A 15017-nucleotide genomic window follows, 5' to 3' on the forward strand; every position below is an offset into this window, starting at 1 on the left:
ATACACCGGGAAAGAGTGTTACTATGTTTTGGATAATAGCAAGTACAGTTGTAGCATTTGTGATGGCTTCTGTCATGATTGTTGTTCGCTTAAAAGCATCCAGAAAGCCCGCTTCTGTAAAAAGAATTATTTTACCACCTTTGTTTATGAGTACTGGGGCATTGATGTTTCTTTTCCCAGAGTTTCAGATAAAGTGGATTCAAGTATTAGAAGCCCTTACTGTTGGAGTTGTTTTCTCGATTTTTCTTATCAAAACCTCTAACTTTGAAATACGAAATGATAGAATATATTTGATTCCTTCCAAAGCCTTTATATTTATATTAGTTGGCTTACTGATAGCCAGATTAATTTTAAAGATTGCATTAGGAGGAACAATTACATTAGGAGAAACAAGCGGAATGTTTTTCTTATTAGCTTTTGGCATGCTTGGTAGTTGGAGACTAGCGATGTTATATAAGTATAAACAATTAGAAAAAGAATTAAAGGTGCCTTCATCTTCTTGAGGGCACCTTTCTTATTCGAAACGTATTGTTCATCGACATCTAATTCTCTAGCACTTCACACTATACTTATTGGCTTTTCTTATAACTAGCTTGCCAGTTCGTTCTATAATCCTCTTTAGATCGTTTAAATAGATGTTCATATGGAGATACATCGATTTGTTTTTCTTTTAATTTTTTTCGTAAGAATTTATGATCTCGCTTTGGTGTTGCGAGAATATATCCTTCGATGACAACATCCTGATTAATTTTACTCATCCCTTGTTCAAGCGCCACTTGCCCTATTTTACTAGCAATTTTTTGCCTAGCTACATCTCGGAATAATTCAGGGACGGGGGAGACCAACTCCTCAAGTAGATCTTTCTCTTCTTGATTCCACATATGCTTCGACTTCTCTATATAATGGAGCTCCCAATCCATCATGGATTTTCCATCTTCTTTTGGAAGCTGTTTTAAGAATTTGCGGAACATAAAGTATCCACCGATTGCCATAAATCCAATCATAAAAAATCCCCAAAACACTATAAAATATGACATAATATCCACCTTTTTCCTTCATTTTACTTTACTATCGTATCAAAATTTAGTTGAATTATAGGTAGCAGTTATGTAATTTTACTACTAAGCGTTAAAATTCTGATAAACTTATTACTTTTAATAATTATCTATGCTAATATTATTATAATTATAGTTTACTTTTTAAACAACTTTCATATTTGGATAAATATCAACATATAGTATAGTAAGCTTGTGAGATTGTAAGAATTTTGTAGTAAAGGGGCGGATCCAATGGAGAAAGAATCAAATAAAGACAGTATAGAGCAAAATTCAGCAGTGGTAATCAGCCCTTTTGAAAGCGTATTATCAGAAACGGATAGTCTTCATATGTTACCAGAGTTTATCACAGATTGGATAGAGCAAAATAGTAATGAGTTTTTCTCTTTATGGGATAGTAGAGGTATAGGTCTATATTTTTCAAAATCGATTGAACATATACTCGGTTTAAAACCTAGAGAATTAGTAGGTAAATCTTTTCAGGATTTTATACTTCCTGAAGATGTTGCATACATAAAGAAGGATTTTAATCAAGACACGTTTACAAACCAAACCTTTAATGTACATATCGTTAATTATGATCAAAAATACATATGGTGTGAAGTTAAAGTTGCAAAAATTACCGATCCAACAACTGAGGAACATCTCTATATTTGCACGACAAGAGATATTACAGAAAAAAAAGAAACCGAGGAAATGATGATTCGTTCAGAAAAAATGTCTATTGCCGGTCAACTAGCAGCTGGTATTGCGCATGAAATTAGAAATCCGCTAACATCCATTAAAGGGTTTCTTCAATTACTACAGGCTGGGGTAAATCGCAAAGATGTATATTATAAGATTATGATTGATGAGATTGAAAAAATGGAAACTATTACATCAGAGCTGTTGTTTATTTCCAAACCGCTTACGGATAATAAGAAGCAAGAATCTATCTTACAAATGATCAAAGATGTAATGGAATTACTTAAACCCCAAGCAAATCTGAAAAATATATTAATAGAAATAATTGGGGATGAACAATTTATCTATTGTGATAAATCCCAGATAAAACAAGTACTAATCAATATTATTAAGAATGCAATTGAGGCAATGGAGGAAGCTGGAAAGATTACGGTAATACTAAAGGATATGGCTGATGAGATTAAGATTGACATAGTCGATGAAGGGCCAGGCATAGATGAAGAAGTTATCCATAAGCTAGGTGAACCGTTCTTCACTACTAAACAGCAAGGTACTGGACTAGGTTTAATGATTACAAAGCAATTATTGGAAAGACATAATGCAAAGTTAGAAATCTTACAAAATGAAATTAAAGGGAGTACATTTCGGATTATTTTCCCAAAATAGGACTCATTGTTACTGCTATTGATATAATTAAGTAGGAAATTAATTCGAACTTGTGTATAAGTAATGCTTATCACCTTGAATAAGATTTTTGTATAGTAAATCGAGTATGAAACAATTGTTTTATACTCGATTTTCATTTAAGATGAGTATGTAAGAAAACTAATAGACTTTGGAAGCGCTTATGTGTAGTTGAAATTATGTTATCTTAGTAAACGTTCCAAATCTAGAGAATTCCGTTTTGAAAGGGGTTTATGAAAATGGGGGAGAATAGTGTCTTCAATGCAAAGAAGAAATTCGAACTTAATGGTAAGTCTTATAACTACTATCAGCTTAAAGCATTAGAAGAATCTGGCTTAGGCAAAATTGATAGATTACCATTTTCTATTCGTGTTCTTCTAGAATCTCTCGTACGTCAATACGATGGCCGTGTAATTAATGATGATCATGTAAAAGGATTAGTAAAATGGGGAACAAAAGATGGTAAAGGGGTAGATGTCCCTTTTAAACCGTCACGTGTTATCCTACAGGACTTCACAGGAGTACCTGCAGTAGTTGACTTAGCTTCTTTACGTAAAGCGATGGTAGATTTAGGTGGAAAGCCTGAACAAATTAACCCAGAGGTACCGGTTGATTTAGTAATTGACCACTCAGTTCAAGTCGATCAATATGGTTCTCCAAGTGCATTACAAGCAAATATGGATTTAGAATTCAAACGTAATGGGGAGCGCTATGAGTTCTTACATTGGGCTCAAAAAGCATTTGATAACTATCGTGCAGTACCACCAGCAACTGGGATTGTTCACCAAGTAAACTTAGAGTACATTGCCAATGTAGTTCATGAAGTAGAAAATGGAAATGGTGAGTATGATGCATTTCCTGATACATTAGTAGGGACTGACTCACATACTACTATGATTAACGGGCTAGGTGTACTAGGTTGGGGTGTAGGTGGTATTGAAGCAGAAGCAGGAATGCTTGGCCAACCTTCATACTTCCCACAACCAGAAGTAATTGGTGTTAAATTTACTGGCAGCTTCCCACAAGGAACTACTGCTACAGACTTAGCACTTAAAGTTACTCAAGTACTTCGTGAGCGTAATGTAGTTGGTAAATTTGTAGAATACTTTGGTCCAGGTCTAAAAGATATGCCGCTTGCAGACCGTGCGACTATTTCTAACATGGCTCCAGAATATGGTGCTACTTGTGGATTCTTCCCAGTAGATGAAGAAGCACTTAACTACCTACGCTTAACTGGACGTAGTGAAGAGCATATTAAATTAGTTGAAAAGTATTGTAAAGAAAATAACCTATGGTATTCACCTGAAGTAACGGATCCTGAATATACTGAGGTTGTTGAAATTAACTTATCAGAATTAGAACCAAACCTTTCTGGTCCTAAACGTCCGCAAGACTTGATTCCACTTTCTAAAATGAAAGAAGAATTCAATAAGGCAATTACGGCACCACAAGGTAACCAAGGCTTTGGACTAGATAAATCAGAGTTTGATAAAGAAGTAACCATTAAGCTTTCAAATGGTAAAGAGACCGTGATGAAAACCGGTTCTATTGCAATTGCAGCAATCACTTCTTGTACCAATACATCTAACCCATATGTTATGTTAGGTGCTGGATTACTTGCTAAGAAAGCAGTTGAAAAAGGGTTGGAAGTACCGGCTTATGTAAAAACTTCTCTAGCACCAGGTTCAAAAGTTGTAACGCGTTACTTAGAAGATGCTGGTTTAATGCCGTACCTAGATAAATTAGGATTTAGCCTAGTTGGGTATGGTTGTACTACATGTATCGGTAACTCAGGACCGCTTTTACCTGAAATTGAAGAAGCAATTGCAAGCAATGACTTAACGGTTGCATCTGTATTATCTGGTAACCGTAACTTTGAAGGTCGAATTCATCCATTAGTAAAAGCAAACTACCTAGCTTCACCACCATTAGTAGTTGCTTATGCACTTGCTGGCACAGTAGATGTCGACTTAGCTAAAGATGCTATCGGTACAGATGCAGATGGTGAACCAATTTATTTAAATGATATTTGGCCATCAATGGAAGAGATTAAGAATGAGGTTAATCGTGTCGTTAATCCAGAAATCTTCCGTAAAGAGTATGAGAATGTATTCAATTCTAACGAGAAGTGGAACGAAATCGATACAACTGATGAACCGTTATTCGAGTGGGATGAAGATTCTACTTACATTCAAAACCCTCCATTCTTTGAAGGGTTATCCAAAAATGCAGGTACTGTAAAACCTTTAAACAACCTACGTGTTATTGGTAAATTTGGTGACTCGGTAACGACTGATCATATTTCACCTGCTGGAGCAATTGCTAAAGATATGCCTGCAGGACTTTACTTACAAGAAAAAGAAGTTTCACCAAGAAACTTCAACTCTTATGGTTCCCGTCGTGGTAACCATGAAGTCATGATGCGTGGTACATTTGCGAATATCCGAATTCGTAACCAGATTGCACCAGGTACTGAAGGTGGTTATACAACCTACTGGCCAACAGGCGAAATCATGCCAATCTATGATGCGGCGATGAAGTATCAAGAAGAAGGTACTGGTTTAGTTATTCTAGCTGGCAAAGATTATGGTATGGGATCTTCTCGTGACTGGGCAGCGAAAGGTACTAACCTTCTAGGTATTAAGATGGTTATTGCGGAAAGCTTTGAGCGTATTCACCGTTCTAACCTTGTTATGATGGGAGTACTTCCATTAGAATTTGAAAAAGGTCAAAATGCTGAAAAGTTAGGTCTAACAGGTAAAGAAACATTCAATCTAGAAATTGGTGAAGATGTTAAACCTCATGACCTTGTAAAGGTTACTGCTACAGATGAAAATGGTAAAACAACTGAATTCAAAGCTGTAGTACGCTTCGATAGTGAAGTTGAAATTGATTACTACCGTCATGGTGGTATCCTACAAATGGTATTACGTAATAAACTAGCCTAATACTCAAGAAAGCGAGCTCCTTTGGGGCTCGTTTTTACATGGATAAAATGTATTATATGTCAAATAACGACGTACGAAATAGTTGTATTTGTGAAATCTCTTTGACAGATAGGTTTATTTCTTTATTATTTTAGCTAAGATTGTATACTATAAGCATAGATAGCAGAGATGGAATACATAATGTTGGGAGTTTAACTAATGATAAAAAAGTTTGTAGGTATTACAATCTTACTAGCTCTAGGTATTGCGTTAGTCATTAACGTATTGGATTTAAATAATAAAGAGACATCTGGTCCTAATTTAGTCGATGTAACAGGTGACACGTCTGTTGAAGGCGTAACCATCGTATCTCCTGGTACTAACGGCTTAAATGTCGGAGATCAGGCACCAGAATTTGAACTACCGTTATTAAATGGGGATGTAGTAAAGCTCTCAGATTTAAAGGGCAAAAAAGTACTGATTAACTTCTGGGCGACGTGGTGTCCGCCTTGTAAAGAGGAAATGCCTGAGATGCAGCAGTTGTACGAAGAATATGGAGATGATATTACGATTATAGCTATTAATGCCACCGGTTCAGAACGTAATGAATCTGCTGTTCGTGATTTTATTGATGAATATGGCTACACATTTCCAGTAGCAATTGACAAAAATAACGATACGACAGATAATTATATGGCTTACACGATTCCAACTTCTTATTTTATTGGTACGGATGGTGTTATACAAGTACCGCGAAAAGTCGGTCCGATGACATATGATTTTATGGTGGAAATGATGAATTCCTTAAACTAAAGGATTATATTTTTCTAAAAATTATTATACAAACCAACAGAAATGGTAATACTTCTATTAAAAAGGGAGTGATTACCATTTCTTTGAAAAAACGACTTTCATTTGAAGAATTGGTTCAAGCGAATAGACAGCAAATACTAGATGATAAAGAAATCTTGGACCGAATTGAGCAAAACCTAGAAAAGAGAGCCAGAGATTTACTATCAAAACGAAAAGAAGCATAGTTATTTGTATCAAGTACTTCAGACCTCCACTATGTGTAGCAAATTTGTTACATAGGGTGGAGCTTTTTCATTTTGTGCTTATTGTTTTCTTGAATAGTTATAGCAGAAAATCAAACAATAACATTGCCAATGGCAATCGAATACAACAAGGAGGAATGAACATGACGGAAAAAAATCATACACCAAAGCCAGATGATCGCAGTGATAATGTAGAAAAACTACAAAATATGGTTCAAAACACGATTCAAAATATCGAGGAAGCGCATGAAACCATGCAATTTGCTTCAGGTGAGGAAAAGCAGAACATTATCGAAAAAAATAAACGTCGAGAAGAAGCAATTGAAGGCTTCCGTTCTGAAATTCAAGATGAAGCGCATGATCGTTAGCCATAGGAATATTTGTGAAGTCACTTGGTAAAAGCCTCATAATATATAGCTGTCCTTGTTATATCTTTTGAAGAGGCTAATTATACTAAACATGGATACGCCACCAATCTATAATTTTGTTGAAGTATTAAACCGAACTATTATGAAATCGAACAGAATGGTATAGTAGTTCGGTTTTCCCTTTAGTAAATAGGATAAATTCTGAAGCCTCTTTATTTATGTTTCGACCAGGGTATATGCTAAACTAATCATACATAATAAGGGAGGACTTCAATTGAATAAAGTAAAAATACCAATCGAAGTAAGATATCAAGAAACCGATCAAATGGGAGTAGTGTACCATGCTAACTACCTAGTTTGGTTCGAAATTGGACGCACCAAATTTATCGAGCAATTAGGACTAAGCTATGTAAACATGGAAAAGAATAATGTGGTTTCTCCTGTCTTGGATGCGCAAGTTTCTTTTAAAAAACCAGTTCGTTATGGTGATAACGTATTTGTAGAGACATGGATAGAAAAATATGATGGACTAAGAACCGTGTATGGTTACCAAATTATTGATGAAGAAGGGGAAATAAGGGTAACAGGAACGACTAAACACGTTATCGTGAAAAAGGATAACTTTAGACCTGTTTCTTTAAAAAAAGCATTTCCTAATTGGCATGAACGATATATGCAGAGTATAGAAGGGGAACAGTAATGGCTTTTGGATTGAACAGAGACGAATTAATAGAATGGAAAAGAAAAGTGGCAAAAGGGGAAATTGCCATTTTGACCCATTATTGGTTAGATGATCGTTTTCCAGGTTGCACAAGTGTAACGAAAGTAGGTTGCAAAGACGTTGAGAAGTTAATAGAGTGGGGCAATCAATATCATCTGAATCCTAACTATATCCACCTTGATGAAAGATACCCTCACTTCGACCTATTTGGTCAAAGGCAAAAAGAGGTATTAATCCAAGAGGGTAAATGGGATCATATAACCAAATTTGATTTATAAAAAGCGCTAAAGTACATTAATTTTAGCGCTTTTTCTTTTGCTTCTTTTCTGGTACATAGTCCACTCCACCAGGATGAAACGGATGGCATTTACTTATTCGTTTAATTGTTAAGTATCCGCCTTTTATTGCCCCATGCTTCCGTATTGCCTCAAGTCCATATTCGGAACAGCTTGGATAAAACCGACATGTAGATGGTGTAAAGGGACTAATGGCACTACGATAAAACTTAATAAGGCCTATAAATAGATATTTCATATACGAACCTTCTTTAAAAAGGAGTTAATATTATTTATTGAAGCGTATAGTTGCAATGGCATCATGCATATGGATAGATTCTTCATTTTGACATGATACCTTAAATCCTGTCACATAAGGTAATTCGTATAAATCAGCAGCTACTAATCTCGCCATATCCTCAACAAATCGGGGATTTTCATACGCTTCCTCGGTTACCATTTTTTCATCTGGTCGCTTCAAAATTGGGTGTAATCTAGCACTTGCATTACTCTCAGCAGCCTCTAATAAAGCAAGCTTCCAATCCTCCTCTAAATCAGTGAAATCATTGGAGAGGGAAACCTCCATCCTTACATTTCCACGTTGGTTGTGGGCACTGTATTCACTAATTTCTTTTGAACAAGGACAAAGTGTTGTAATCAGGACAGACATTCCAACATTCATGATGTATCCACTATCCTGATTGTAGGAAACTTCCATCGTTAAGTCGGCATGATTTAACCCCGCTATACCTGTACTAGGTCCTTTGCGTTCATAAAACCAAGGAAATTGTATCGTTATCTTCGCATCTTTTTGACCTAATCGTTCAGCAAGCTCTTTAGTGAATTCCTTTAACATGGAAAAATCAGCATGAAATCCATTTACACTATAGGCAGCTAATTGCTCCATAAACCGACTCATATTCGTACCTTTACTTGATTGTTGGATACTTGATGTAAAGGTAAATGATGCAACACTTGTTTGTGAATGTGGTGCAGTAGCACTGTCGATTATAATAGGGTATTTCACATTCGTAATACCAACTTCATCAAGCTCAAATAAAAAGTCTTTTTGTATATTTTGTAAATCAGCCATTTTTTCTTTTTCCACTGGTTTGTGCTTGGGACCAGGTTCTACAGTTCCAAATAATTTATGTCTTTCTTCTTTTGTAGGTAATGTTTTACGCGGTATGTTGTTTGAATTCATGACTATTTCCCTTTCTAGTGCAAGACTTGTCTCTGTCCAAAGTATAAGGCAAGTATTCATTCGATTTCAATTATACCGCTTTTACATCCACTTAATTTTAGGCTCGGTTTTATTTATAATCCGTTTTATATTTGCTAAATGTCGATAAATGACAAAAAGTGTTAAAACAGCTATCACAATCATTAAACCAATATCCCCAAAGAAAATAGAAACAATAAAGGATACTAGACCAGTAATCATAGAAGAAAGTGAAACATATTTTGAGATTTTTAATGATACTAGAAATGTCAACACCATTACACCAAATAAAATTGGATTGACACCTAATATAATCCCACCTGATGTTGCGACGGCTTTACCACCTTTAAAACGAGCAAAAATCGGGTAAGTATGTCCCAATACAGCAAAAATCCCAATCGCTAGTCTATATACATCCGCATCAAAAAATAATGGAATGAGGGTAGCTAGAGTACCTTTTAAAATGTCTGCTGCTGTAACAATAATCCCAGCTTTTACTCCTAGCACACGAAATGTATTCGTCCCGCCAAGATTTCCACTACCATGTTCGCGAATGTCAATTTTATAGCCAAGTTTACCTACAATAAGTGCTGATGGAATGGAACCTAAGAGATACGCAATTATTGCAAATAGAACATATTCCATTTAACTTCCTACTTTCTTCTTTAAAATTATATATATAGTTTATCATGAACTATTAATATTAGGTACTAAATTATGAAGGATAAATAAAATCTTAACACAAAAGGTGTTTTACTTACATGATAAACTAATAATAAGTATAATCGAAATGAAAGGAGTTACCAAATATGCAGAATCCTAGTAATAATGTCATAAGAGAAATATTAGAATCAGCTAAAACCATTGCGGTGGTTGGATTATCTGATAATCCCGAAAGAACATCCTATCAGATTTCAAAAATAATGCAAGATGTAGGGTACCGCATTATTCCTGTTAACCCTACGGTTGACGAAGTATTAGGGGAAAAATCCTATGATTCCTTATCAGAAATTAAGGAACCAATTGATATTATTAATGTATTTAGAAGACCAGAATTTTTGCCTGAAATAGCGAAAGAAGCTCAAGAAACGGATTGTAACGTTTTCTGGGCTCAACAAGGAATTACCAATGAAGAAGCATATGATTATTTAACCGAAAAAGGTTTTACTGTAATCATGGATCTATGTATAAAAGTTGCACATGCTGTATTAGTTAAAAAGTAAGTTAGATACGGAGCAAAAAGAAATTATCATAGTGTAATCCGAACTTTGGCAATTCTTCTATAAGGATTGGAATAGTTCGGTTTTTTTATGCCGATTTCAAATAACAGATCCTTGACTAAGCTATTTAGTGATAAGATATAGTGAAAAACCATGATAAAATAGCTATCATTATAGAACTTCTATACATTTTAAAATATGTTGTAGTATACTTATTAATATTGTGTTGGTAATTGACCTTTACAAAAACAAACACCTGTTCTACTATATTAAATATGACAATGAACTATTGGTGAAGGGAGCTAACGGAATTGGACAAGAAACCTTTACATTATTCTGATGATTCCATTCAAGTACTGGAAGGTCTTGAAGCTGTTCGGAAACGACCAGGGATGTATATTGGTAGCACCGACCATCGAGGATTACATCATCTAGTATTTGAAATTGTTGATAACGCAGTTGATGAAGCATTAGCAGGATATGGAAATAATATTAAAGTAACCATACATAAAGATAATAGTATTTCAGTAGAGGATAGCGGTAGAGGAATCCCTACTGGTAAGCATAGTACTGGTAAATCGACAATGGAGGTTATATTTACCGTATTACACGCTGGCGGAAAGTTTGGCCAAGGTGGTTACAAGACAAGCGGTGGATTGCATGGAGTTGGGGCTTCTGTTGTTAATGCCTTGTCGGAGTGGTTAGAAGTAACTTCTCACCGCGATGGAGAAGTCTATTTTCAGCGCTTTGAAAATGGTGGAACTCCCATTGGAACTAGCAAGAAGATTGGAAAGACAAAAAAGACTGGTTCCACAATACACTTTAAGCCGGATGCATCCATTTTCTCTACTACTGTTTTCAGCTATGACACCATTTCTGAACGATTACGTGAAGCTGCATTTTTATTAAAGGGCTTACGTATTGAGGTATCGGATGAGCGGACAGAAGAAAATGACGTATATGAATATCCCGATGGATTAAAGTCCTTCGTAAAATATTTAAATGAAGATAAGGATCCACTACATGAAGTAGTATTTTTTGAAGGGGAACAACAAGAAATTGAAGTAGAGTTTGCTTTTCAATTTAATGACGGTTTTTCAGAAAATATGTTATCCTTCGTTAACCATGTTCGTACGAAAGATGGTGGTACCCATGAATCGGGAGCAAAGGCTGCTATTACGAGAAGTTTCAATGATTATGCAAGAAGAACCAATGCCTTAAAAGAAAAAGATAAGAATCTGGAAGGAACTGATATTCGTGAAGGGTTAACGGCACTCGTATCAGTTAGAATTCCCGAAGAAAAATTACAGTTCGAAGGCCAAACTAAAGGTAAGCTCGGTACTTCAGAAGCTCGCTCAGCAGTTGATGCAGTCGTATCTGAAAAACTGAATTTCTTTTTAGAGGAAAATCCAGATGTTTCAGGACTATTAGTGAAAAAGGCTATAAAAGCAAAAGAAGCACGGGAAGCGGCTAGGAAGGCCCGTGATGATGCAAGGTCTGGTAAGAAAAAACGTCGTAAGGAAACCATCTTAAGTGGTAAACTTACTCCAGCTCAATCGAGGAACCCGGATAAAAATGAATTATACTTAGTAGAGGGTGATTCTGCGGGTGGTTCAGCAAAGCAAGGAAGAGATCGTAAGTTCCAAGCGGTTCTTCCACTACGAGGTAAAGTAATCAATACGGAAAAGGCGAAGCTCCAAGACGTATTTAAAAACGAGGAAATCTCAACTATTATTCATACTATCGGAGCTGGAATTGGGCCTGAATTTAATCTTGAAGATACCAATTACGATAAAATCATCATCATGACAGATGCAGATACGGACGGTGCCCATATTCAAGTATTGTTATTGACTTTCTTTTACCGCTATATGAGACCATTAATTGAAGCAGGTAAAATATATATTGCCTTACCACCTTTATATAAAATATCGAAAGGATCAGGTAAGAAAGAGCAGATCATCTACGCATGGGACGATGATGAGATGCGAGAGGCAATCAATAAGTTTAAAAATGGATATATTATTCAACGCTATAAAGGGCTTGGAGAAATGAATGCCGACCAATTATGGGAAACAACTATGAATCCAGATACACGGACATTAATCCGTGTAACCATTGAGGATATTGCCCGAGCAGAGCGTCGTGTGACGACATTAATGGGTGATAAAGTTGAACCAAGAAGAAAATGGATCGAATCCAATGTGGAATTCGGTTTAGATGATGATCCAAATATTTTAGAAAATGATAAAATTCACCAAGAATAATAAAGACCAAATGTAACAAGAAGGGGGAAATGACTTGTCACAGTCAGAAAAATTTCTCGATCTTCCATTAGAAGAAGTAATCGGTGATCGTTTTGGTAGATATAGTAAATATATTATTCAAGACCGTGCCATACCAGATGCAAGAGACGGGTTAAAGCCTGTTCAACGAAGAATTCTGTATGCCATGTTTCGTGAAAAAAATACCCATGATAAACATTTTCGTAAGTCAGCAAAGACAGTTGGTACTGTTATTGGTAATTACCATCCACATGGTGATTCCTCGGTTTATGATGCAATGGTGCGTTTAAGTCAAGACTGGAAAATGCGGAATGTACTAATTGAAATGCATGGAAATAACGGTAGTATGGATGGTGACCCACCTGCCGCTATGCGTTATACCGAGGCAAGACTTTCTAGTATTGCTTCTGAACTTCTTCGTGATATGAACAAGGAAACTGTAGACATCATGCCTAACTTCGATGATACCGATCACGAACCTGTTGTATTACCAGCAAAGTTTCCTAACCTATTAGTAAATGGTTCAACTGGCATCTCAGCTGGTTATGCAACAGATATTCCACCACATAACCTTGGAGAAGTAATCGATGGAGTCATCAAGCGTATCGATAAGCCAAATGCTACGATTGATGAGTTAATGAAGATTATTAAAGGCCCGGATTTTCCAACTGGTGGAATCATACAGGGTGTCGATGAAATTAAGAAAGCGTATGAAACAGGTAAAGGGAAAATAGTTGTTCGCGGAAAAGCATCTGTTGAACCGATTCGTGGAAATCGGGAGCAAATTGTAATTGATGAAATTCCATTCGAGGTTAATAAAGCAAATCTAGTTAAGAAAATAGATGAGCTACGTTATGATCGAAAAGTAGAAGGAATTGCAGAAGTTCGAGATGAAACAGACCGTACTGGTCTACGTATAGTGATTGAGTTGAAAAAAGATGTGAATAGTGAAGGGGTCTTGAATTTCCTCTATAAAAATACCGATTTACAGGTTACGTACCATTTTAATATGGTAGCCATTCTAGATAGAACACCGAAGCTATTATCTTTAACCGATATGCTAGATGCTTATATTACCCACCAGAAGGAAGTTGTTACAAGATCAACTAAATTCGATTTGAAGCATGCGAAGGATCGTTCTCATATTGTGGATGGTTTAATCAAAGCGATTTCAATCTTAGATGAACTAGTTGCAACGATTCGCGCATCAAAAGATAAGCAGGATGCGAAGAAAAGAATCATGGATTTATATGGATTTACGGAAAAACAAGCCGAAGCAATTGTGATGTTACAGCTTTACCGTTTAACCAATACGGATGTAACACAGCTACAGGAAGAGTCAGAGGTATTAAAACAGAAAATTGCTGAATACGAGTCTATTTTATCTAGTGAAGCGAAATTATTAGAAACGATTAAGATGGACTTGAAACAAATGAAAAAGCAATTCTCCGATCGTCGCAGAACTGTCATTGAAGAGGAAATTGAAGAATTGAAAATCGACATTGAAGTGACGGTAGCAAGTGAGGATGTCCTTATTTCTGTTACAGAAGAGGGCTATATTAAGCGTACAAGTATTCGTTCCTATGCTGCATCGAATGGAGAAGATTTCGCCATCAAGGAAGACGACCATTTAGTAGGATTGATCGAAGCAAATACAACCGATAAGCTTCTATTATTCACGAACAAAGGAAAGTATCTTTATATTCCAGTACATGAGCTACCAGATATTCGTTGGAAGGATATCGGTCAGCACGTCTCGAATATTGTTTCAATAGATAAAGATGAATATATTGTCCATGCTTTACCTATAAGAGAATTTAAAGAGGAAGAATATCTCATATTCTTTACGAAAAACGGTATGATTAAGCGAAGTGAATTAAAAATATATGAAGCACAGCGTTATTCAAAAGCGTTAGTTGCGCTTAATTTGAAAAAAGATGATGAAGTGGTAAGTGTATGCCAAACGAAAGGTTACTCTGACGTATTTATTACGTCTGACAAAGGCTATGGACTTTGGTATCATGAATCAGAAGTTCCGGTTGTAGGCCAGCGTGCAGCAGGTGTTAAAGCGATTCAGCTAAAAGACGGAGAATCTGTAGTTGGTGGACAAGTCTTTGATGACTTATCAGAACCATCACTTGTCGTTATTACACAGCGAGGCGCATGCAAACGAATGAAGCTTCGGGAATTTGAAAAATCAAGTAGAGCTAAACGTGGTCTGCTGATGTTGAGAGAGCTTAAGAATAAACCACATCGAATTGTAGGGTTCTTTGCTACGTATGAGCAGGATACGATTTCCTTTACCACATCAAAAGGGGAAACACATCAAATCTTCCCATTAGAGTTACCAAATAGTGATCGATATAGTAATGGCTCGTTTGTCATTGATTCTGATAATCAAGGTGAAGTTCTGAAAGCATGGAGAGAAGCCAATTACGAAAAACCATTTGATCCGACAATGGAGTAATATAATGGAGGCAGACTGTATATTCGCAGTCTGTCTTTTTATCTTGAGCATATC

Annotated in this window: 15 protein-coding genes; 11 read left to right on the forward strand and 4 right to left on the reverse strand. The window is 36.1% G+C overall.

Features of this window, described 5'->3' with window-relative positions; genetic code table 11:
* Window positions 1-23 precede the first annotated feature (23 nt).
* Window positions 24-503, forward strand: coding sequence for a CcdC family protein (locus ACSKT4_RS02460; protein ID WP_186868766.1), 480 nt, complete (start codon window positions 24-26; stop codon window positions 501-503).
* Window positions 504-569: 66 nt separating this feature from the next.
* Here the strand turns inward: ACSKT4_RS02460 and ACSKT4_RS02465 are convergent, their stop codons facing one another.
* Entirely contained in the window at window positions 570-1037 is a 468-nt protein-coding gene (locus ACSKT4_RS02465; RefSeq protein ID WP_186868767.1) for a DUF2621 domain-containing protein, read from the reverse strand.
* A gap of 252 nt (window positions 1038-1289) precedes the next feature.
* Between ACSKT4_RS02465 and ACSKT4_RS02470 the strand changes: the two genes are divergently transcribed.
* The 7 genes from ACSKT4_RS02470 (at window position 1290) to ACSKT4_RS02500 (ending at window position 7772) form a co-directional block, all read left to right on the forward strand.
* The gene (locus tag ACSKT4_RS02470; protein WP_186868768.1) at window positions 1290-2405 is read left to right on the forward strand and encodes an ATP-binding protein; all 1116 of its coding nucleotides are present in this window, start codon (window positions 1290-1292) and stop codon (window positions 2403-2405) included.
* A 257-nt stretch (window positions 2406-2662) separates the two neighbouring features.
* Window positions 2663-5371, forward strand: coding sequence for an aconitate hydratase AcnA (gene acnA / locus ACSKT4_RS02475; RefSeq protein WP_186868769.1), 2709 nt, complete (start codon window positions 2663-2665; stop codon window positions 5369-5371).
* A gap of 198 nt (window positions 5372-5569) precedes the next feature.
* Window positions 5570-6163, forward strand: a complete 594-nt coding sequence (locus ACSKT4_RS02480) for a TlpA family protein disulfide reductase (protein ID WP_186868770.1) — start codon at window positions 5570-5572, stop codon at window positions 6161-6163.
* A gap of 77 nt (window positions 6164-6240) precedes the next feature.
* Window positions 6241-6387, forward strand: coding sequence for an FbpB family small basic protein (locus ACSKT4_RS02485; RefSeq protein ID WP_186868827.1), 147 nt, complete (start codon window positions 6241-6243; stop codon window positions 6385-6387).
* Window positions 6388-6548: 161 nt separating this feature from the next.
* Window positions 6549-6773 (forward strand): small acid-soluble spore protein Tlp, encoded by a 225-nt coding sequence (gene tlp / locus ACSKT4_RS02490; RefSeq protein ID WP_186868771.1) that lies wholly within the window; start codon window positions 6549-6551, stop codon window positions 6771-6773.
* Window positions 6774-7047: 274 nt separating this feature from the next.
* Window positions 7048-7473 (forward strand): acyl-CoA thioesterase, encoded by a 426-nt coding sequence (locus ACSKT4_RS02495; protein ID WP_186868772.1) that lies wholly within the window; start codon window positions 7048-7050, stop codon window positions 7471-7473.
* On the forward strand, window positions 7473-7772 hold the full coding sequence (locus tag ACSKT4_RS02500; protein ID WP_186868773.1) for a hypothetical protein: 300 nt from the start codon (window positions 7473-7475) through the stop codon (window positions 7770-7772). Before ACSKT4_RS02495 ends, ACSKT4_RS02500 begins: the two co-directional genes overlap by 1 nt.
* 22 nt (window positions 7773-7794) lie before the next feature.
* On the opposite strand, the gene yidD is transcribed toward ACSKT4_RS02500, so the two are convergent.
* The 3 genes from yidD to plsY all read right to left on the reverse strand — a co-directional run bounded on the left by yidD (window position 7795) and on the right by plsY (window position 9636).
* Complete coding sequence (gene yidD, locus ACSKT4_RS02505) at window positions 7795-8028, reverse strand: membrane protein insertion efficiency factor YidD (protein WP_186868774.1); 234 nt, start codon at window positions 8026-8028, stop codon at window positions 7795-7797.
* Window positions 8029-8058: 30 nt separating this feature from the next.
* Window positions 8059-8973, reverse strand: coding sequence for a GTP cyclohydrolase FolE2 (folE2, locus tag ACSKT4_RS02510; RefSeq protein ID WP_186868775.1), 915 nt, complete (start codon window positions 8971-8973; stop codon window positions 8059-8061).
* A gap of 81 nt (window positions 8974-9054) precedes the next feature.
* Entirely contained in the window at window positions 9055-9636 is a 582-nt protein-coding gene (gene plsY / locus ACSKT4_RS02515; protein WP_186868776.1) for a glycerol-3-phosphate 1-O-acyltransferase PlsY, read from the reverse strand.
* 164 nt (window positions 9637-9800) lie between these two features.
* On the opposite strand from plsY, the gene ACSKT4_RS02520 reads away from it, so the two are divergent.
* From ACSKT4_RS02520 to parC, 3 genes are all read left to right on the forward strand, one after another.
* Entirely contained in the window at window positions 9801-10214 is a 414-nt protein-coding gene (locus ACSKT4_RS02520; protein WP_186868777.1) for a CoA-binding protein, read from the forward strand.
* A 308-nt stretch (window positions 10215-10522) separates the two neighbouring features.
* Complete coding sequence (gene parE, locus ACSKT4_RS02525; protein ID WP_186868778.1) at window positions 10523-12478, forward strand: DNA topoisomerase IV subunit B; 1956 nt, start codon at window positions 10523-10525, stop codon at window positions 12476-12478.
* 34 nt (window positions 12479-12512) lie between these two features.
* A complete protein-coding gene (gene parC, locus ACSKT4_RS02530) occupies window positions 12513-14963 on the forward strand; it encodes a DNA topoisomerase IV subunit A (protein WP_186868779.1) in 2451 nt (816 codons plus the stop codon).
* Window positions 14964-15017: the final 54 nt, after the last annotated feature.

The organism is Ornithinibacillus liuyingii, from assembly GCF_055550225.1.